Annotated in this window: 20 protein-coding genes; 15 read left to right on the plus strand and 5 right to left on the minus strand. The window is 38.5% G+C overall.

What is annotated here, in order from left to right; all coding sequences use genetic code 11:
* Nucleotides 1–22: 22 nt before the first annotated feature.
* Nucleotides 23–607: an NADPH-dependent FMN reductase gene (locus tag CKJ95_RS20600; protein ID WP_099355399.1), complete on the plus strand. Its 585-nt coding sequence runs from the start codon at nt 23–25 to the stop codon at nt 605–607.
* A gap of 14 nt (nt 608–621) precedes the next feature.
* Entirely contained in the window at nt 622–927 is a 306-nt protein-coding gene (locus tag CKJ95_RS20605; protein WP_099355340.1) for a monooxygenase, read from the plus strand.
* Between the two features lie 29 nt (nt 928–956).
* Here the strand turns inward: CKJ95_RS20605 and CKJ95_RS20610 are convergent, their stop codons facing one another.
* On the minus strand, nt 957–1,337 hold the full coding sequence (locus tag CKJ95_RS20610) for an SLAP domain-containing protein (RefSeq protein WP_099355341.1): 381 nt from the start codon (nt 1,335–1,337) through the stop codon (nt 957–959).
* A gap of 247 nt (nt 1,338–1,584) precedes the next feature.
* On the opposite strand from CKJ95_RS20610, the gene CKJ95_RS20615 reads away from it, so the two are divergent.
* The 9 genes from CKJ95_RS20615 to CKJ95_RS20655 all read left to right on the plus strand — a co-directional run bounded on the left by CKJ95_RS20615 (nt 1,585) and on the right by CKJ95_RS20655 (nt 10,761).
* Nucleotides 1,585–2,280 (plus strand): response regulator transcription factor, encoded by a 696-nt coding sequence (locus tag CKJ95_RS20615; protein ID WP_099355400.1) that lies wholly within the window; start codon nt 1,585–1,587, stop codon nt 2,278–2,280.
* Nucleotides 2,277–3,281 carry a sensor histidine kinase gene (locus CKJ95_RS20620; RefSeq protein ID WP_099355342.1) on the plus strand — a complete coding sequence of 335 codons (1,005 nt, stop codon included), beginning with the start codon at nt 2,277–2,279 and terminating at the stop codon, nt 3,279–3,281. Before CKJ95_RS20615 ends, CKJ95_RS20620 begins: the two co-directional genes overlap by 4 nt.
* Nucleotides 3,282–3,372: 91 nt before the next feature.
* Nucleotides 3,373–4,134: an ABC transporter ATP-binding protein gene (locus CKJ95_RS20625; RefSeq protein WP_099355343.1), complete on the plus strand. Its 762-nt coding sequence runs from the start codon at nt 3,373–3,375 to the stop codon at nt 4,132–4,134.
* Nucleotides 4,124–6,073 carry an ABC transporter permease gene (locus tag CKJ95_RS20630; RefSeq protein ID WP_099355344.1) on the plus strand — a complete coding sequence of 650 codons (1,950 nt, stop codon included), beginning with the start codon at nt 4,124–4,126 and terminating at the stop codon, nt 6,071–6,073. Before CKJ95_RS20625 ends, CKJ95_RS20630 begins: the two co-directional genes overlap by 11 nt.
* A 592-nt stretch (nt 6,074–6,665) precedes the next feature.
* Nucleotides 6,666–7,595, plus strand: coding sequence for a metal ABC transporter solute-binding protein, Zn/Mn family (locus CKJ95_RS20635; RefSeq protein WP_373604862.1), 930 nt, complete (start codon nt 6,666–6,668; stop codon nt 7,593–7,595).
* Complete coding sequence (locus CKJ95_RS20640; protein ID WP_099355345.1) at nt 7,592–8,347, plus strand: metal ABC transporter ATP-binding protein; 756 nt, start codon at nt 7,592–7,594, stop codon at nt 8,345–8,347. Before CKJ95_RS20635 ends, CKJ95_RS20640 begins: the two co-directional genes overlap by 4 nt.
* Nucleotides 8,325–9,242, plus strand: coding sequence for a metal ABC transporter permease (locus CKJ95_RS20645; protein WP_099355346.1), 918 nt, complete (start codon nt 8,325–8,327; stop codon nt 9,240–9,242). The genes CKJ95_RS20640 and CKJ95_RS20645 overlap by 23 nt, the downstream gene beginning before the upstream one ends.
* A complete protein-coding gene (locus CKJ95_RS20650) occupies nt 9,242–10,138 on the plus strand; it encodes a metal ABC transporter permease (RefSeq protein WP_099355347.1) in 897 nt (298 codons plus the stop codon). The genes CKJ95_RS20645 and CKJ95_RS20650 overlap by 1 nt, the downstream gene beginning before the upstream one ends.
* Before the next feature lie 257 nt (nt 10,139–10,395).
* Nucleotides 10,396–10,761, plus strand: coding sequence for a metal-dependent transcriptional regulator (locus tag CKJ95_RS20655; protein ID WP_099355348.1), 366 nt, complete (start codon nt 10,396–10,398; stop codon nt 10,759–10,761).
* 65 nt (nt 10,762–10,826) lie between these two features.
* Here the strand turns inward: CKJ95_RS20655 and CKJ95_RS20660 are convergent, their stop codons facing one another.
* From CKJ95_RS20660 to CKJ95_RS20675, 4 genes are all read right to left on the minus strand, one after another.
* Nucleotides 10,827–11,585 carry a YibE/F family protein gene (locus CKJ95_RS20660; RefSeq protein WP_099355349.1) on the minus strand — a complete coding sequence of 253 codons (759 nt, stop codon included), beginning with the start codon at nt 11,583–11,585 and terminating at the stop codon, nt 10,827–10,829.
* The gene (locus CKJ95_RS20665) at nt 11,582–12,691 is read right to left on the minus strand and encodes a YibE/F family protein (protein WP_099355402.1); all 1,110 of its coding nucleotides are present in this window, start codon (nt 12,689–12,691) and stop codon (nt 11,582–11,584) included. The genes CKJ95_RS20660 and CKJ95_RS20665 overlap by 4 nt, the downstream gene beginning before the upstream one ends.
* A gap of 299 nt (nt 12,692–12,990) precedes the next feature.
* Entirely contained in the window at nt 12,991–13,824 is an 834-nt protein-coding gene (locus tag CKJ95_RS20670; protein WP_099355350.1) for an NAD(P)-dependent oxidoreductase, read from the minus strand.
* 106 nt (nt 13,825–13,930) lie between these two features.
* On the minus strand, nt 13,931–15,250 hold the full coding sequence (locus CKJ95_RS20675; RefSeq protein ID WP_099355351.1) for a GntP family permease: 1,320 nt from the start codon (nt 15,248–15,250) through the stop codon (nt 13,931–13,933).
* Between the two features lie 268 nt (nt 15,251–15,518).
* Here CKJ95_RS20675 and CKJ95_RS20680 point away from each other — a divergent pair, with 268 nt between their 5' ends.
* The 4 genes from CKJ95_RS20680 (at nt 15,519) to CKJ95_RS20695 (ending at nt 21,217) form a co-directional block, all read left to right on the plus strand.
* Entirely contained in the window at nt 15,519–16,403 is an 885-nt protein-coding gene (locus CKJ95_RS20680) for a LysR family transcriptional regulator (RefSeq protein WP_099355352.1), read from the plus strand.
* A gap of 49 nt (nt 16,404–16,452) precedes the next feature.
* The gene (locus CKJ95_RS20685; protein ID WP_099355353.1) at nt 16,453–17,994 is read left to right on the plus strand and encodes a response regulator transcription factor; all 1,542 of its coding nucleotides are present in this window, start codon (nt 16,453–16,455) and stop codon (nt 17,992–17,994) included.
* 7 nt (nt 17,995–18,001) lie between these two features.
* Nucleotides 18,002–19,753 carry a sensor histidine kinase gene (locus CKJ95_RS20690; protein ID WP_099355354.1) on the plus strand — a complete coding sequence of 584 codons (1,752 nt, stop codon included), beginning with the start codon at nt 18,002–18,004 and terminating at the stop codon, nt 19,751–19,753.
* Between the two features lie 177 nt (nt 19,754–19,930).
* The gene (locus tag CKJ95_RS20695) at nt 19,931–21,217 is read left to right on the plus strand and encodes an ABC transporter substrate-binding protein (RefSeq protein WP_099355355.1); all 1,287 of its coding nucleotides are present in this window, start codon (nt 19,931–19,933) and stop codon (nt 21,215–21,217) included.
* The last annotated feature ends 70 nt before the right edge of the window (nt 21,218–21,287 follow it).

A 21,287-nucleotide genomic window follows, 5' to 3' on the forward strand; every position in this document is an offset into this window, starting at 1 on the left:
AGCGAAAGGAATGAATATAAACATGATTAAAATTGGTATTCTTACAGGTAGCACAAGAGATTCAAGGGTGAATCTACAAGTCGCAGAATGGGTGAAATCAATCGCGGATAAAAGAACGGATGCAGAATTTGAGTTAGTAGACATTAAAGACTATAACCTACCAAAATTTAATGAGCCTATTCCGGCGATTATGTCACAGGAATATCAAGCTCCAGAAGCACATGCATGGTCTGAAAAAATTAGTAGTCTCGATGGATTTATATTTGTCACTCCGGAATATAATAAGGCTATTACCTCTGGGTTGAAGGATGCAATTGATTATTTATACGTTGAGTGGAATCATAAAGCAGCGGGAATTGTAAGTTATGGATCAACTTTAGGTGTTACCGCGGCAAATGATTTACGCCTTATTTTAACAGTGCCAAAGGTAGCAACTGTTGGACCTTCTGTTGCGATGAGTCTATTTACTGATTTTCAAGATATGAGTAGATTTAATCCAGCACCTTTCCACGAGGATTCCTTACATAAAACAATAGACGATGTTGTCGCGTGGTCTACAGCATTAAAAGGAATCAGACAAAAGGATTCTGAATTACAAACTGTATAAAAAGGAGAGTCACTATGGCATACGTATTACAGGTAGATTTTAAAATGGATGGACCATTCGGAGATGAAATGGCTGGAGCGTTTACTGATTTGGCCAAAAGCATTAATGAAGAACCAGGTTTCATCTGGAAAATTTGGACCGAAAATCCGGAAGCAAAAGAAGCGGGTGGAATCTATTTATTCGAGACAAAAGAAACTGCTGAAAAATACCTCGACATGCATACGAAAAGATTAGGTGGCTTTGGTATCAACGGTGTAAACGGGAAGATCTTTGCGATCAATTCGACGCTTACCGAAATCACAAAAGGTCCAGTCAAGTAAAAAAAGAGAAGTAGATTCTAAACGTGAGTCTACTTCTCTTTTTTATGTCTAAGTGTCGCATGTTCGATCGAATTTGGAATCTCAAAACCATCAGCTGGAAAAATAAACGTCCACGGCATGCTGGTTTCAGGTGGTACCTGAAGAGCGGATAGGGTAAACTCGTGCTCAACTAGGAGTCTATCTCCGTCACAAAACTGTAACGGTGTATTTTCAAATACAAGATATTGTGCCGTTCGATTATGTACAATTGCGGTTACTAACCGTTCGTTTTTGTGGTTTACTGCCACCCGGATAATAGTAAAACTAATTCCTTCTTCTATGATCTCTTCACGAAAGAGCTGTTCGATTACATCTCGATCCTTCCGCGAAATCGTCCGATCCCAGGCAGCTTCAAATACTAGTTTTTGCATGTCTTCACCTCAATATCTTATATTATAACAAATAATAAGATGTGCTTTTACTTCTACCTTTTCTCGAGGGTAATTGTTTTAAGACAATCTCATGGTCGAATGGTACATTTTGGTATAAAATGAGGGTATATTAGAAAATTGGACATAGGGGAATAGCTGATTGGAAGGCCCTGTTCAGGAAAAAGTGTTTCCCATAAAATGGTGGGACGCGGGACCTGTCCCTGTGTCCCAGATAGATGGTGGTAGTGTGTTTAAGATTTTGTTGATTGAAGATGATGTGAGTTTGTTTAATGAGATACGGGAGCGGTTGTTGCAGTGGTCGTATGATGTGTATGGGATCGGTGACTTCAGTAATGTAATGAAGGAGTTTACGAGAATTCAACCCGATCTGGTTATTATCGATATTCAGCTGCCGAAATTTGATGGCTTTCATTGGTGTCGGATGATTCGAACGCATTCGAAGGTCCCGATTATTTTTCTGTCGTCGAGGGACCACCCGACGGATATGGTGATGTCGATGCAGTTGGGTGCGGATGATTTTGTTCAGAAGCCGTTTCATTTTGACGTGCTCATTGCGAAAATTCAGGCCGTCCTTAGACGAGTCTACAATTACAGCCTTGAACAGCAAATTCATTTAAAAATTTGGAATGGGGCATCTGTTGATTACGTAAAAAACACTGTGCAAAAGGATACTGGAACAATTGAACTAACAAAAAATGAAATGTTTATATTGAAAATTCTAATTGAAAATGTAAACCAAATCGTCAGCCGTGAGGAGCTCATCAAAAGTCTGTGGGATGATGAACGATTTGTAAGTGACAATACCCTGACAGTAAACGTCAATCGATTACGAAAGCGCCTTGATGAAATCGGCCTAGGTCAATTTATTGAGACGAAAGTCGGACAAGGATATATGGCTAGGGAAGAGGATGGCGTGGAATGATAAAGAAATTTCTCGTCGAAAGGCGCAGTTGGATACTATTATTCTGCTTTCTTCAAGTGTTAATCCTGCTGATTGGGTATCTTGATTCATCCCTGTCATTTCGTTCTATTCTCTATATTGTTTTTGTCTTTGTCGTCATATTTATTTTATTTCTCGTGATTCGTCACAATCGGGAAGCTTCTTTTTATAAAAATATAGAAGAATGGGACCCAGGTGTAGGTATCGAAAGCCTCCAAGAAAGTAATACACCTTTCGAAAAAATGGTAGAATCGGCTCTTAAACAGCATCATCATTATTATAAAAGTGAAATAAGTCGTTACGCAACAAGTGTTGAACAGGAAAAAGATGAATTATTATCCTGGATTCACGAAGTTAAAACGCCACTGACAACGATGAGATTAATGATTGAAAGAGTCGAGGACCACACGTTAAAGGAGCAGCTCATGTCAGAATGGCTTCGGGTTCACTTGCTTCTTGACCTTCAGCTGCACGGGCGGCGAATCCCTTTCATGGAAAACGACCTCTATATCGAGAAGGTTGATTTGAAAGGATTACTCATTCAAGAAATTCAATCATTAAAATCATGGTGTTTTCAAAAGGGGATTGGCTTTGATGTGTCGCTAGAGGCTTCAGATGTGGTTTCTGACGGAAAGTGGCTTCAATTTATGTTGCGGCAACTCCTAACCAATGCGGTAAAATATAGTGAAAATGCCGATATCGAAATCCGAAGCTATCAAAAAAATGACCAAGTGGTCTTAGAAATCAAAGATTACGGACGCGGCATTAAGGAGAAGGACCTTCCACGCATTTTCGAAAAAGGATTCACGTCTACAACTGACCATCGGGATCATGCGGCAACTGGAATGGGTCTTTACCTCACAAAAAATGCGGCAAAGCCGTTAAAAATTAGTATAGATGTCCACTCTGTATATGGAGAGGGAACAACTTTTACACTCACCTTTCCGAGAGAAAATGACTTTCTCAAACTAACAAGCATGTGACAAGAATGTCACATGCTTTCATGTTTTGTTCGGTGATTCGAAGGAAAAAGAGCTCAATCCCGTTTATGCTATAGGTAAGGAGTTGATACAATTGAACATTTTAGAAGCTAATAAAATTGTAAAAACATACGGAAACAAGTGGAACCGCCAAGAGGTTCTAAAAGGAATCGACATCGAGGTTAAGAAGGGTGAGTTCGTTGGAATCATGGGCCCTTCAGGCTCTGGTAAAACAACATTACTAAATGTACTTTCCTCCATTGATCGCGTAAGCTCAGGGTCGATCCGAGTGGAAGGCAAGGAATTCACAAGCATGAAAGACAAACAACTTGCTGAATTTCGAAAACAGCACCTCGGGTTTATTTTTCAGGAATATCATCTATTAGATACATTAACGGTAAAAGAAAATATTATGCTGCCACTAACGGTTAATAGAATTTCACCTAGAGCTGCACAAGTCATGTTTGAGGATGTGGCAAAGGAATTAGGAATTTTTGAAGTGAAAGATAAATATCCGAACGAGATTTCAGGAGGCCAAAAGCAGCGGGCTTCAGCAGCACGTGCATTCGTACATGAACCGAGTATTATTTTTGCGGATGAACCAACAGGTGCGCTTGATTCAAAGTCGGCTTCAGACTTACTAAACAAACTAAGTGACTTAAATGAAAAGCGGGAAGCAACCATTGTGATGGTCACACATGACCCTCAAGCAGCAAGCTACTGCAGCCGGGTTATTTTTATCAGAGATGGGCAAATCTTTACGAAATTAAATCGAGGCGAAGAGAGCAGACAGGACTTCTTCAATGATATTATAAAAACCCAGGCTGTGTTAGGTGGGGTGCAGCATGAGCTTTAAAAGCCTCATCCTTCGAAATCTAGTAAAAAACATTAAAAACTATTATTTATATGTGTTTGCTCTCATTTTTAGTGTCGCGTTATACTTTGCCTTTGTTACGTTGCAGTATGACCCAGCGATGGATGAAGCGGCAGGGGCTGTTAAGGGTGCTGCTGCGATAAAGGCTGCGTCTGTCATGCTAATCGCCATCGTTATGGTTTTCCTTGTTTATGCTAATACCTTATTCATTAAGCGTCGTGGTAAGGAAATTGGGTTGTTCCAATTAGTCGGTATCTCAAAAGGAAAAACATTTTGGATCTTAAGTGTCGAAAACATGATTTTGTATTTCGGATCAATGATCATAGGAATCTTTCTCGGGTTTGTATCTTCAAAACTTGTAATGATGATTTTGTTAAAAATCATTGGGATCAATGAGGTTGCCGAGTTGCGTTTTTCACCTGAAGCTCTTGTTCAAACGGTGCTAGTGTTTGCTGCGATTTATGTGTTGATTATGGGAATGAATGCGTTGTTTATAAAACAACAGCAAATTCTATCATTGTTCAATACGACTTCTACAACAGAAGACAAAAGACGTAAGGTCTCCGTACTTGAAGTGGTGATTGGTGTACTCGGGCTTGGGCTAGTCATCTTTGGCTATTATTTATCAACTAAGCTATTCGATGGACAGTTTACGACGATGGAAGAATTGTTTATGGCTATGATAGCCATCTTAGGCTCTGTGATTATTGGAACGTACTTTTTTTACAAAGGATCAATTCGGTTTGTTTTTAATCTAATACGGAAAAAGAATAACGGGTATCTGACGGTGAATAAAGTACTTTCATTATCGTCGATTATGTTTCGGATGAAGTCTAATTCGATTTTACTCACGGTTATTACAACGGTATCAGCTTTATCTCTAGGGCTGCTGTCACTCACATATATTTCGTATTATTCAGCTGAAAAGTCAGCGGCAGAATCTGTCGTTTATGATTTTTCGATCCCGAATGAAGAGCGTGCTAGTCAATTTATTGAGGCTTTGGATAAAAATCAAATAGACCATTCTAAAACAGAAGTTGGATTTTTACATGTGACTTCAGACCAGACTAATATACTCGAAATTAGCCTGGAGCAACCGTCAGGGGCAGATAGTATCGATCAAATGCCGCTGGTTATTGTTTCTGATGATTCAGTTGATGATCTCGATGTTGTTGAAAATGAATCGATATTTGTAAATAACAACTCTGCTATTGAGTCTTTTATGACTTTTAACAAAGGGGATTTTACTGTAAAAGGTAAAACAACAGCGATTGATTTAGAGTTTATAGGATTCGAAGAAATAAATGTACTACCATTGCGTTTAACAAATGGTGGGTTGCCGGTCGCAGTTGTAGATGATACAGTTTATCAGCAATTAGCTTCCGATACAGACCCAGAGGTAGCACATGAATTTTCTAAATCAATTGGGATTGATATTGAAGAAAGAGATGACCTACAAAAGGCAAATGATATTTTTCATGAATTAGATATTGCAAAATGGGCGGCGCATGAATCGCAGCTAGATGCCTTTACCGACCAAAAAAGAAATATGGGCATGATGATGTTCATCGTCGGATTTCTTGGATTGGTCTTCTTAGTTACGTCAGGTTGTATTCTCTATTTCAAGCAAATGGATGAAGGTGAAGAGGAAAAAGGAAGCTACACGATTTTGCGTAAATTAGGTTTCACAAGAACGGACCTGGTAAATGGTATCAAAATCAAACAATTATTTAACTTCGGAATACCATTAGTAGTCGGATTAAGTCACAGTTATTTCGCCGTGAAATCAGGATGGTTCTGGTTCGGAACGGAGCTCTGGACCCCGATGATCATCGTCATGGTCCTATACACCCTACTCTATTCCATCTTTGGTATCCTATCTGTGATGTATTACAAAAAGATCATAAAGGAAGCACTTTAAGGGATAGGTCCATTGTTCCACCCGTTCCTGTGTTTCAAATGCAAAGAGTCGATTTCCCACTTGAGGGGAATTGGCTTTTTTGCATTAGTTGAATTTGGTTGTATTTTTGAGTTGTGTTGTGTAAGCATGAAGGCCACTTCGAGCAAAATACACGACTGAAAAGATCTTCATAAGCTTGATGAAGACCACTTCGAGCAAAAAACACATCTGAAAAGTTCTTCATAAGCCCGATGAAGACCATTTTGAGCAAAAAAACGACTGAAAAGTCCTTCATAAGGTGGATGAAGACCACTTTTAACAAAAATCACAGTCGAAAAGTCCCTCATAAACCGCAGAAGCCTAGGTCCTCAGCGTTTCTACCTTCTGGGACGAGGGACCTGTCCCCGCGTCCCGCCTATTTTTATATTTTTCTAAAAATTAATCTTGACAGAATAGGTTGTAATGAGTTAGTTTTTCCTTAAGGAAACTTTTTGTCCGTGAGGAAAGTCCATCAGTCTATTTTTTTTACTCAAAAAGTTTCCCTAATGCAACATTTCTTCATTAATGCAAGGAGGAGCTAAAATTGAAAAAAGTAAAAATAATGATTCGACTAATGGTTGTGGGTGTATGTATGACGCTGGTACTTATAGGGTGCAGCAAGACAACTAGTGAGCCGCATAACGAGGATTCCACGAAGGGAACAATTCAAGTTGTCACAACGATTGCGCAAATAGGTGAACCCATGCAAATCATTGGTGGAGACCGGGTTGAAGTTATAAGTCTTATGGGTCCTGGAGTTGATCCGCATCTGTATCAAGCTACCCAAGGAGATATCGCCACCCTACAAAATGCAGATATCATTTTTTACAATGGATTACACCTAGAAGGTAATTTAGGCGAAGTTTTTGACAAGTTGAATGAAACGAAACCGGTATTTGCGATTGGGGACTCAATCGATGAAAGTCGCTTGTTAAAGGACGAAGAGGGTGCGATTGACCCACATATTTGGTTTGACTTAGACCTTTGGAAGGATGCATTAGATAGTGCAACTGAAAACTTAAAAAAACTTTCACCAAATGATGCTAGTTATTTTGAGGAAAACAAAAAAGATTATTTCGCTAGAATCGATGAGCTAAAAGCTGAGGCAACCGAGAAAATGTCAAGTATTCCAGAAGAACAACGTGTCCTTGTCACGGCGCATGATGCATTTGGCTATTTTGGCCGCATGTATGACATCGAAGTGGTTGGTTTGCAGGGGCTAAGTACGGAGGATGAAGTCGGAATATCCGATATCCAATCAACAGTTGATTTGTTAATTGAAAAAAAGGTACCGTCTGTCTTTGTAGAAAGTAGTATCAACCAAAACTCAATCAAGGCAGTAATTGAGGGTGCCGCTAAAAAAGGTCTAGAAGTTTCGTTGGGAGGAGAGCTTTTCTCAGATGCGATGGGGCAGGCCGGAACTGAGGAAGGCACCTATCTAGGAATGTATCGTCACAATGTCAAAACGGTTTACGATGGGTTAACAAGGAGTGTTGATGAATGAGCGTACTTACAGTGGATGGACTTAGTGCCGCATATCGGAAAAATACAGTGCTTCAAGATGTTTCATTTACAATAAAGCAAGGGTCACTAACAAGCATCGTTGGTCCAAATGGAGCGGGGAAATCAACCCTTATTAAAGTTTTACTTGAACTTCACCCACGTTTAACAGGTACAACTTCTTTTTTTGGAACCACTTTAAAAAAGGAAAAGGCACGAGTTGGGTATGTCCCACAAAGAGGCTCAGTTGATTGGGATTTTCCTACAGATGCATTGGATGTTGTGATGATGGGGATGTACGGACAAATCGGATGGGTAAAGTGGCCAAACAAACATCATCGTGTAAAGGCTCTTGAGGCCTTGGATAAAGTGGGGATGGCTGATTATGCACATCGACAAATTAGTGAATTGTCAGGTGGACAGCAGCAACGCGTCTTCTTAGCGAGGGCTTTGATCCAATATGCAGATTTGTATTTTATGGATGAACCGCTTGCTGGTGTTGATGCAGCTACAGAAAGAGCGATTATGACAATTTTAAAAGAATTGAAAAATGAAGGGAGAACTGTACTCGTTGTTCATCATGATCTCCAGACTGTAGAAGATTACTTTGATCAAGTCTTATTTTTAAATCGTTCTGTGATTGCACACGGTGATGTTGCTTCAACCTTCACAACGGAAAATATAGAAAGAACCTATGGTGGAACCATTCGATGGTTGAAGGAGGGAGTTGGCGTTGTCAATTCTACTCTCAAGTAACTTTCAGTGGGTTTTGTTTAGTACATTGCTCCTTGGAGTAGCTGCAGGTTTGGTTGGTTGTTTAGCTTATTGGAAAAAGCAAAGTCTGATGAGTGATGCACTTTCACATGCAGCTCTTCCTGGAGTAGTATTGATCTTTCTATTATTTCAGGTGAAAGACTTGTTTGTTTTAATGATTGGAGCATCTATTAGTGCGCTCCTTGGGGCATTCTGTATCATGTTGATAAAATCAACAACTCGTATCACGGAAGACACAGCGATGGGGATGATTTTAGCCGTGTTTTTTGGCGGAGGAATGGTTCTGTTGACTCTTGTGAATAAGACGAGTACAGGCAATCAGGCTGGTTTAAACAATTTTATCTTTGGGCAAGCTGCCTCGATGGTCTCGTCAGATGTAATGACCATGTCAATTTTAGCGATTGCTGTGATTTTTATAGTTGTAATTGGCTTCAAGGAATGGAAACTGTTTTTGTTTGACCCGAACTTCGCAAAGGGGCTAAACCTATCCATAAAAGGGATGAACATCATCTATTTATTAATACTCGTACTCACGGTTGTCGTAGGAATTCAGGCGGTTGGCGTCATTCTTATGTCAGCCCTACTAATAATCCCACCTGTCAGTGCACGATATTGGACGCACTCATTCAAAACCATGATGTGGTTATCAGGAATTTTCGGAGGGGTTTCAGGTGCTGTTGGAACAACAATTAGCGCTTTAGGAGTTGGATTACCAACGGGGCCATTCATTGTCGTGACCTCAGGATCTATCTTTCTAATATCCTTATTTTTGGGAATTAAAAAAGGGTTGGTCATTGAATCTATGATGTTACGAAATAAACGAAAAGAAGTACATGAACAGATGGTTGCAACCTCTATTGTAAAGGAGGGAAATTAATGACGTACACAGCATGGATTCTCCTAACAGCATCTCTAGTTGGTATTTCTTGTGGAATCGTGGGGGTGTTTCTCATTCTTCGAAAAATGGCAATGATGGCAGATGCGATTAGTCATACCGTGTTGCTCGGGATTGTGATGGCCTACCTGCTTACGCATAGCTTAAGTGGAATTCACATGGTCATCGGCGCCGCCGTTACTGGAATCTTAACGACGTTTTTAGTACAGTGGTTCCATTCAAAAGGCGTGGGGCAGGATGCTTCCATCGGTGTCGTTTTTACAACTCTATTTGCGATCGGTGTTATCTTGATTGCGACAAAGGTTGGAAATGCGCATCTTGATGTGCAGCACGCCTTGATGGGAGAAATCTCATTTGTTCCTTGGAATACAGTTTTTGTGCCTCTACTTGGAGAAATTCCTCTCGCAACACTTATGTTACTCGTTGTACTATTTGTCGTTATTTTGGTAATCGGGCTCTTTTATAAGGAGTGGAAGCTCACAACGTTCGACCCATCACTCGCAGCCAGTATTGGTATTCCGGTACTTGGGATGCATTACCTGTTTATGACACTTGTGTCCATTACGACGGTTGCTTCATTTGATGCAGTAGGTGCCATCATGGTCGTGGCTATGCTCATCACACCAGCAGCATCCGCCTATCTTTGGACTGACAAACTATTAGTTATGATTGGTCTAAGTGCATCCTTCGGGGTGATATCCGCAATAATGGGATACTATTTTGCACTCTGGATTGATACGTCTATTTCCGGTTCCATGGCCTTTGCAACAGGTGTTATCTTTCTCATCAGCTTCATCTTCTCCCCTAGACACGGAATGCTCTCCAAAAAAGCTGGGACAGAGGGACAGGTCCCTCGTCCCAATATGCCTCTTGATTAAGGGGTAGCTGTCGACCACTAGGCTTTCTATTAAAAAAAGGGTGGGACACGGGACCTGTCCCCGTGACCCAAAAAGGAGGGTGGAAAAGATGCAAAGAAGTCCAAGAATCTATTCGAAGATTGTAAAGTATTCTATTATTCTTAGGGCTTTGGGTGTGCTTGATACGGACACCTTTAACCAAATTACAGGCAATGCCTCTGATGATAGGAGTGGTAACTCTTGAATAAAGGATTTGATTCAAGGTGGTGTGAAAATAGATGCTTTCAGCTAAGCAAGAACAGTATCTTGTGGAAATCTATGAGAATATAAATGAAGAAGGTTTTACACGCGTTTCTCAACTGGCAAAGTCATTGAATGTTTCCGTTCCCTCCGCGTCAAAAATGGCAAAGAAGTTGAAGGAGGAAGGCCTGATTGAATTTCAGCGATATGGGATTATTACCTTCACAGAAAATGGAGAAAAGCTAGCTAAGCAATTGGCAGTAAACCATGAAGTCCTCTCCCGTTTCTTTCAATTAATTGAAGTAAAAGAGGAGAATATCAAAGAAGAAGTGAAAAAAATAGAGCCCTATATTAGCAGTGACGTTCTTCAAAAACTAGGCACATTTCTATCAAAGAGGAATTAGGGACAGAAGGGCAGGTCCACTGTCCCAGTAGGGATGATGGACCTGTTCTCGTGCCCCACCGTAACTTAGTTTGCTTTTTTTACGAAAAAGTAAGCCGTAATCCATGCGGTAATAGGTATTACGAGAGTTACACTGATTCCGGCAATCAGAATCGTCACCATTTCGGCGCTAAATATCTTTGAGTTTACGATTTCACCGATTGAATAATGTAAATCCTTAAACCAAATTAAAAGGGCAAGATAGCCTCCAAAGAAGGCAAAGAATAACGTATTGGTACTTGTTCCAAGGATATCTCTTCCGATGCTTAACCCAGAAGAGAATAATTCTTTTCGGCTTAGATTCGGATTATGGTAATGAATTTCCCGCATCGGTGATGAGATTGCGATTGCTGCATCTGTAATGGCCCCAATGGTACTCATAATGATGACGGAAGCCCCAATCTTTACAAAATCGACTCCAATATAAAGTGAGAACATACCAAGCTCTTCGATTTCCTCCTCACCAAACCCTTGAATCATCGTCTTGTTTGTAATCACAAGAATAAACAATAGCAGGATAACCGTTGTAATAATCGTAGAAATAAAGGCTGTTTTTGTTTTACTATTCACTTCATTGATATAAAAAAGATTAATGCCACTTATCGCAACACATGCTATCAAAGTTAAGTAAATTGGGTTCAGACTCGGGTCGTTCATAAAAATGACCGTAATCATGAGCACCCCAAAGTTAAAGAACAACGCCAAAAATGAACGAACTCCTTTTTTTCCACCAATAAGGGTCATTAAGATAAATAAAATGGCTGCTAGTAAGACTAAAGCATTCATGACCGCGCCCTCTTTCTACAAATGAAAAATATCGTCGTATACAACCCAATTGGAATCGCCAGTACAATTCCAATGCCACCGGCTAGTGCACGAGCCAGTTCCAGCGAAAGATTCATGTTCAAAGTAAAACCGAATGGAGATGCATTTTTAAAATATAAAATCAATAATGGGATTGAACCGCTTATGTATGCAAAAAACAGTATATTCGTCATCGTTCCCATGATATCTCTACCAATTTCCAACCCAGACTTTACAAGTGCTTTTACGGAAATGTTGTTATTTTTTTCATACAAACTAAAGATTGAAGAAGACATGGTAATGGCGACGTCCATAACAGCCCCTAGGGAACCAATAAATAACCCCGCCATAAATACCGTTTTATACGGACGCGTAATAAATTGCAGTTCTTCATATCGGAGACCTTCACCATTAGTTACCAATATTACTAGATACGCAACGGCTAAAGAAACAAAAGTTCCAAGTAAGGTCGCGATAATCGCGCTATATGTTTTTTCATTAAGACCATTGACAAGTAACAATGATATGACCGTAAAGAAAATAATCCCGATACTGCATATCATTAATAGACTTCGGTCGGGTTTGTCCAAATAAAGGTCCAAGGCATACGATAAAATGAGTGCATTGATTACCAAGCTAAAAATAGACAACAGACCTTGCTTTTTCCCGACCAATAGTAAAATAAAGATAAAAATCCAAGCAACTATCAGTAAATATTTATCACGTTTAACCTCAAGGATTGTGCCAGTTAAATCTGTATCCCCTTCGTTATCCCCATCGATCGTAACAAACAATTCATTCCCAACACGAAATTCGTAATCATACGCTTTTGAGGAGGAATATTCATTTTCTAGATGAATCAGGCTTCCCTTTTCCTCACCATTTTTTATTTCCGCAACGATGTGCTGGGAGAACAGCGTATCTTTATTCTCAAGCCCATCCATCATTTCTGTCTCATCTTCCAAACTTACTTCAATAACTTTAGCGATTGGACGCTCATAAAATTCATAATTGTTATAGACAAACACGATGCTAGCTAAAAAACAAAGGAGAACGATTATGTAAAACAACTTCTGTCGTAACGTCATCTTTTTAATAAAATTAATAATCGAATTCAAAAAAGACCCTCCAAACCAGAATATGGAATCTAGTATAACATAGGGATAGATTCAATGTCCTAGTTTGGTTGGCTCATATAAGTGAGGCAAGGGGAACCTTCGCTCTAATCAGTGGATAACGGACCAAACTTGCAATATATCGGACAAAGATCGAAATTTATCGGACATAAATCTTAAAATATCGGACCGAAACCCTATTATATCGGACAAAGAAAAATTTGTAGCCATATAAAAAGCCTTCCGATTCACCGGAAGGCCGACTAACTATATTACGCTTTTGGTTTTTCTTTCCCCATAGAGTCAAATAATTGTGTTGAAGATAAGGCATTGAATGGCATGGCTACATTATGTTTAATTCCTTGGTTGTAAGTAGCAATTAAGTCTTTTAGTAGAACAGATAATGCAGTTTCTGCTGTCCACTCAGATACATCGCTCCAATTTCGAACGACCCAGCTATCACCAGTACTTACTTTTAATAGGTTTAAGATTTCTTCTTCAGGTAAGTTATAATGTTTACCTAATTTAAGTCCTTCAGCCACTGCATTCATGTTAACGCCAAGAACCATGTTATTCACTAATTTTGCTACTTGGCTGTTACCTGGTTCGCTGCCGTAGTAGAATGTGTTAGAACCGATTGCGTCAAAGTATGGGTGGAATGATTTTACAATCTCTTCTTTACCAGCTGTCATAATGGATAATGTTCCAGCTTCTGCACCTGAACGACCTCCACTAACTGCTGCTGAAATTAATGTCAAACCGCTTTCACTTTCAACCTTTTCGCCTAATTCATTCATTGTTTGAGGATCAAGTGTACTCATGACAATAACTGTTTTATTTTTTGGCTGTGCAGATAATAGACCATTTTCACCGAAGATGACATCAACATTTTGCGCATAGTCACGTACCATTGAGATAATCGCTTCGTCGGCTTGTTCCGCCACTTCTTTTAACGTTTCAACCATTGTAAATCCAGCAGCTTCTGCCTTCTCATAAACACCTTTAAATGCATCATAACCGATTACTTCAAACCCAGCTTTCTTTAAGTTAACTGCCATTGGGAAGCCCATTGTTCCTAATCCAACAAATCCAATTTTTTTACTCATGATAAATTCCTCCAGATGATTTTTTTATTACAAAAAGCACTCTAAAATAAAGTTCTTATTGTCCCGTCTTTCCAAATTTCTTTAATAACCCTACAATCGATCGTTATTAAGCTAAACCTAAGATTGTCATGATGACAATAACGGCCATTGCAATCCAGTGGGTAACACTTATACTGATAAATCCATTTTTGAAAGTGTCTTTCATTTTTAAACCAGTTATATTGTTAAAGATAATCAAGAATCCAGAGTAAGGAACAATTGATAGAGCTCCAGATCCGATTGCGATTGCGCGGTGAACTGTTTCAGGGTCTAATCCCATATCTAAATAAATTGGGGCAAAGTTCGCAACCGAAATCCCGATTGCTCCAACCGCTGAAGCGGTAATACCACCGATAAGACCTGTCCCAATCATTAATGAAAGTACAGGAGGGCCAGGAATCGATTGGATCAATTGGAATACGCCCTTAAACGCAGGAACACTGGTTGCAATACTACCAAAAGCAATCGTACTACCAGTAGTGATCGTCGATGATAGCGACTCGTTAGCACCTTGATTTAATACTTCTTTTTGCTGTGCGATTTGTTTACGGAACAATAGTGCACTTAATACAATCGCAGCAATAAGAGCGACAATAATGATGTTACTTATAGAACTAAATACTAATATGATGCCTAATAATACGATGATAGGAAGTAAACTGATAATAAATGATGGGAGGTCACGTTTAGATGCCTCATTACCACTTTCAACTTTCTCATCTACATTAAATGTCTCGTTTTTCTTTAAGCTTCTGGACAACGAGAATTTCATAAAGATTAGTATAAATATAATGGCTGCAATGGAAGTAGAGATTCCGATAACAGGCGCAGCCGTTAAGGTAGTACCCAAAGCCGTTGAAGGAACAACATTGTGTAAAGAAGGTGCCCCTGGCAACATCGTCATCGTGAATGTTGAAGTACCACCAAATACGGGAATGGTAACTAACTTCCACGAAAGATTAAGTTGTCTGAAGATTGGTTTCGCCATTGGAATTAATGCAAAGATAATAACGAATACATTAATACCACCGTACGTAAGGAGAGCCGAAATAATAAACAATGCCACTAATGCATTGTACGGATTTTTTGTCCCTACCACAGACAATACTTTATTTGCAATTGAAACCGTTGCCCCACTTTTATCCATGTATTTTGCCAAGATCGAACCTAATAAGAAAATCGCGAAATTGGATGCAATAAACCCAGCAAGAGAAGTCATATACGAATTTTCCTTGCCAAATACGGTTTCTAGTATCGGTACGTCGTTAAAAAGCAACACGACAATCGTCGCTATAGGCGCGGCAACGATGATATTGAACTTTTTAATAATAAAGAGAACGATTGTTACGATACCTAACAAAATCCCCAATATACCTAATAAATCCATTTTAATTTTCCCCTTTATTATACTTTTAATTAAAGAATCTTTAATTAAAGATATTAGAACACTAACAAATAATAATGTAACCGATATTAAACTATAAGTAAAATGAATATAAATTATAAAACCTATGCATTTTATCTATATTTCGCCATTGACCCCCATCTGCCTTTGGTTTGCAATCAGCTTCGAAAATTTGTACAAAATTCTACATATAGCTAAAATGAATAATAATGTTAGCAATCATGAAACGGATCTATAAAGGAGTCGAACAATGGATACAAAGCAATTATATTATTTTATTGAAGTGGCAAAGCAAAAAAGCTTTACTCGTGCAGCTCAAGTCCTTTGCTTATCTCAACCGACCATTAGCAAAATGGTAAAAAATCTTGAAGATGAGTTGAAAATGGAACTAATTGATCGGTCAGCGAAGAGGATTGAGTTAACCGTTGCAGGCGAAATTGTATTTGAGGAAGGAAAAAAGATCCTAGAGAAGATAGATGATTTATCTTCGCTCTTAAATGACATGATGAATTTGAAAAAAGGAAAGCTGAAAATTGGGGTTCCTCCTCTTATTGGATATTTGTTCTTCCCAAAAATTATAAAAGGATTCCGAGATTTACACCCTGATATCTCAATCCAACTAGTGGAAAATGGTGCACTAAAAATAAAGGATGCGGTAAAAGAAGGGATGCTTGATTTAGGTGTGGCACCATTACCTGTTGATGAAGATGAATTTGATGTGATTCCTATTGTAGAGGAGGAGATGATGTTATTTGTTCATGCTTCTCATCCTCTTGCTACTAGAGAAAAGGTTTCTTTAGTCGACATAAAGGATGAATCAGTTGTCCATTTTCAAGATGATTCCACTCTCTATCAGCAAGTTCTGCAGGAATGCTTAAAAGCCGGATTCCGTCCCAATGTTACGTACCAAAGTACTTATTGGGACTTTATTACGGAGATGGTGAAACAGAATCTTGGCGTCTCGATTTTTCCTCAATCCCTTGCAAAAAGAGTAGACCAAAGTCTTATTAAAGCGATTCCGATTGAACCAACTATCATCTGGAAGATAGGAATAATATTAAAAAAAGACAAGTATGTTTCATATGCAGCAAAGGAAATGGTTTCATATATTTGTTCTCAGGGAGATAAGAAATAGACGTGTATAATAGATATAAAAAAAATTTTGCAAATAGGGTGAACAACAAATGACAACGAATGAATTGTGTAAAATTGTGATTGTTGATGATGAAGTCTTAATTAGACAGGGGATCAAACATTATGTGAATTGGGAGCAGGAAGGTTTTCAAATTGTAGGGGAAGCTTCGAATGGAAAGGAAGCGCTTGAAATCATTGAACAAACGCAGCCCAAAATCGTCATTACTGATATTGTAATGCCAATTATGGACGGAGAAGAACTAACAAGAATCGTAAAGTCAAAATATCCTGAGATTGAAATCATTGTATTAAGTAGTTTCGGAGAGTTTGATTATGTTCGGTCTAGTTTTCAAAGTGGAGTTGTTGATTATATATTAAAGCCCAAGCTAGATGCCAATTCACTATTAAGTGTGCTAAATAAAGCAGTAAGCAGAATACCCTCAGCAAATTCTATTGAGACAAAACAGCAGGATTACATTTCAATCAATCATGTCATTGATAAGATCATGTCAGGGTATGAAACAGATTACGACGCCGAACTGATATCTAGGGTGTTTCCATATGACAGTTTCTATCAATTAGGGGTTGTTTTTAATGTGAACCTTCCAAGAGTTGAACGTAGCCAAATTCAGGATCGTATCACCGGACAATTCCAATCTTTTATAGACCAAGGAATCTATCACACGATTCCCTTTAATAAAGATGAAACTGTCATTCTTCTGAATGTAAAAAATGACCACACTCAAAGTGTCATCGATTTTGCAAACATGATGGCGGAAAGTCAAAAGGATTCAGGCTTTGTTCTAAGTGAGCCGTTCGCTGACTTCTCACAGATTGGACTCATTTATCGGGATAAGGTTTCAAAACTAATGCAATATCAATTTTATTTTCCACACATCCCTCTTTTACAGGCTCAAGATTTACAAAAAGACATCCCTAACATTGAACCTTTTAAGATAGAGTGGTTTACAAACGAATGTAAGCAAGATCGCTTCCAAGATGCTTTCAGCTATTTGCAGGATTATGTAACTTCATTTTCTACAAGCTATACAACAGATGTATTTGAGTTTAAATCATTCTTTGAACATATCATCTTTCACATTACCGTTCTTCTAGGTAATTCGGAGTACGATTTCACGGAGATAGAGAATGCCAAGTATGAATATTTCAGATCAATTAATGAGGCTCAATCATCTACTGAAACAGTCGAAATTCTACTAACTTTTATTGAACAAGTAAACAAATGCCTACAATCGGAGAAGAATCAACCGATTAATTTGAATATGAAAAAAATCCTGCAATATATTGAAGAACATTATGCGGAACCACTAAGCCTTGCTGGTGTAGCCGAACATTTCCATTTTAATCCTTCGTATTTGTCCAGCTATTTTTCGACTCATAATAAAGAAGGATTTATTGAGTATTTGAATAAAGTTCGAATTGAAAAAGCTTCACAGCTCCTGCTAAAGGATACAGCACCCATTTCAGAAATTAGTGGAATGGTTGGTTATTCGGATCATAGTTATTTCTGTAAAGTTTTTAAAAAGGTACACGGAATGTCACCTAGTAAATTTAGACGAAAAAAGAGATGAGATGTACATGAGAATTTTACGTAATGGATTTAAACATAATAGTCTGTTTTATAAAATGTTTCTTCTTACCATCGTTATCATTGTTACGGTTTCCTCATTGATATCATGGACCACTTTCCGAATGTCAGAGAAGTTTTTTGTCGAGCGGTTTAGTTTTAACAATAGCAAGGTGATGGACCAGATAAAGGAGAGTTTAGGTACTTTTCATTATTCGATTGTGATCGCTTCGAATAAACTCTTACAAAACGGAACGGTTAAGAGTTTTCTCACAGGTAATCACTCAAATCGTATGTTGGGCAGCTATTATTATCAAGTAAATTCACAATTGGAAACGATAGAATCAAGTGTAGAAGCTTATAATGTTAGCATTTTGGTCCATGGTATAAATGGTATTAGTTATGCAACGGATCGACCTTCATGGGCCTTATCCGATGAAAGATTGCAGGATCACTTCATTACTACGGCTACACTAAAACAGCCTAAAAAACTGCTTTATCATCTTGAACAACAAAAGGATGATCAATTCATTATTGCATCAAAGGCATTTATGGAACGTACGTCAAACTATATTTATGGTTCCATGTACTTTACGATTCTAGAAGAAGATTTTCGAAAGTTTTATAGTAGCTACACCAGCTTGGGAAATGATGTGCTAGTGATGGATCAAGCGGGGACCATTTTATCTAGTAATCGGGAGGAGTTCATTGGAAAAAAAGAAGTAGAACTTCTTAACTATGCCATCCAATTAGAGAATCAACAAAAGAATTATATGGATACAGATTTTAAGGGGAAAGATCATATTATTATGTCAGAATTTAGCCCTACCATGAATTTGTATCTGGTCAATTTAATTGATAAGCAAACAGCATTTAAGGATATCATTGATAAAAAATCAATTGTCATGATCAGCGTACTATTTATGATTCTGGCGATTATCATTGTGTTTTTCGCCTCAAGAAGGTTGACAAATTCGTTGACAAATCTCGTAAAGCAAATTGAAAATACCCCCAAAAATGACTTTGATCATTATATACCAGTAACGGGTACGTATGAAACACAACAAATTGGTCAAGCCTTCAATTCAATGCTTGATGAGCTTCATGAGTATGTAGACAAGCTTGTGCTGAGCCAAAAACAGAAACGGAATGCAGAATTAGCGGCACTCCAGCAACAAATCAATCCACATTTTTTATATAATACGTTAACTTCAATCAAGTTCATGGTGCAGCAAGGTGGAAAAGAAGAGGCAACCGAAACGGTCAATGCGCTAATCTCTCTCCTCCAAAATACCATTGGCAATATTAGTGAAACGATTACTGTGGACCAGGAAATCGATAATTTAAAAAGCTATGTCTTTATTAATCAGAAACGATATGGTGAGCGAATTCGGGTAAATTATTTTATCGGACCGGAGAGTAATGATGTCCAAATTCCGAAACTCATTCTACAACCATTTATTGAAAATTCCTTTTTTCATGGCTTCAATAAAAAGAGTGGTGGGACCATTAATGTTCTCGTTTGGAAAGAAGAAGATACCCTCATTTGTGAGATCCTAGATAATGGTGACGGTATGGAAGTGTCTACCGATCACAAACTTCCGGATACGAAACGCAAACAACATATGTTCAGTGGGATCGGTGTTCGGAATGTCAACGAACGCATCCAACTATTATATGGGGAAGACTATGGTGTGACAATCTCAAGTAATATCGGTGAAGGGACAAAGGTTCGTATCACACTTCCAATACAAAAAAGCTAAAAAATTTCACAAAACCTAAAGATAATCCAAGTTAAGAAATGGAAGCGTAACCAACATACAAAAATATCACAAATTTACAAAAATATCGTCCTAACTCATACGCTCTACGTGATGATAACATAGAAATTGTAAGGAGGATAACGCTTACATGAACAGACATTCTTAGGGGGAGTTAACATGAAGAAAGTAATGGCACTATTGATGGTTAGCATGCTTTTGTTGGCTGCGTGTTCTTCGGGGTCTTCGAATAGTACTGAACCAGAGGGAAACTCAGATGCCAATGAGATTACCGTTTGGGCATGGGATCCAAACTTTAACATTAAAGCAGTTGAATTAGCAAAAGAAGCTTATGCAGCTGAAAATCCAGACGTTAACGTCAAGATTATTGAAAATGCGCAAGACGATATTGTGCAAAAGCTGAATACGAGCTTAAGTTCTGGTACAACGAAGGGATTACCAAATATCGTATTAATTGAGGATTATCGTGCACAAAGTTTTCTGCATGCTTATCCAGACATGTTCCATCCACTTACTGGTACTTATAAAACAGAAGATTTTGTTCCATATAAGGTAGAAGCAACAAGTGTAAATGACGAAAACTACGGTCTTCCATTTGACTCAGGAGTAACTGGATTATACGTGAGAACAGATTACTTAGCAGAAGCGGGTTATACGGTTGAAGATTTACAAAACATCGATTGGAAAGAATACATTGAAATTGGTAAGAAAGTAAAAGAAGCGACGGGGAAGAGATTACTTACTCTTGACCCAAATGAGTTAGGAGTTATTCATACAATGATTCAGTCAGCAGGTGAGTGGTATGTAAAAGAAGATGGGACTACGCCTTATATAGCTGAAAATGAAGCTCTTAAAAAGTCTTTTGAGATTTATAAAGAACTTGTTGAGAACGACCTCATGAATTTTCACTCAGACTGGAATCAGTTCTTGGCAACATTCAATGGTGGAGAAGTTGCGACAGTAACGACTGGAAACTGGATTACGCCTTCCATCAAAGCCGAAAGTTCTCAATCTGGTAAGTGGGCAGTCGTGCCTCATCCAACTCTACCAGGCATTGAATCTGTAAATGCATCCAACCTCGGTGGTGCATCATGGTATGTTCTAAATGTTCCGGGTAAAGAGAATGCAGTTGATTTCCTTACAAAGACATTTGGTTCGAATGTAGATTTGTATCAAAAATTAGTAACTGAAATTGGGGTAATCGGTACTTATACCCCAGCTACAGAAGGAGAAGCGTATCAGCTAACAGATGAATTCTTTGGTGGTCAATCAATAGTTTCAGATTTCTCGAAATGGGCTGAAGAAATTCCGCAAGTAAACTATGGGATGCACACATATGCGATTGAAAGTATATTAATTGTGGCAATGCAAAATTATCTGAATGGACAAGACTTAGACACAGTCCTAGAAGATGCACAACAACAAGCGGAAACACAGATTAAATAATCTACCGTAATTTCATAAGCCTCGGAACTCGCCAGCTTCTTGTACGGAATAATGAAGCGTAACTAGCGTT

The sequence above is a fragment of the Fredinandcohnia onubensis genome, assembly GCF_002734285.1.
GTDB classification, from domain to species: Bacteria; Bacillota; Bacilli; order Bacillales; family Bacillaceae_L; genus Ferdinandcohnia; species Ferdinandcohnia onubensis_A.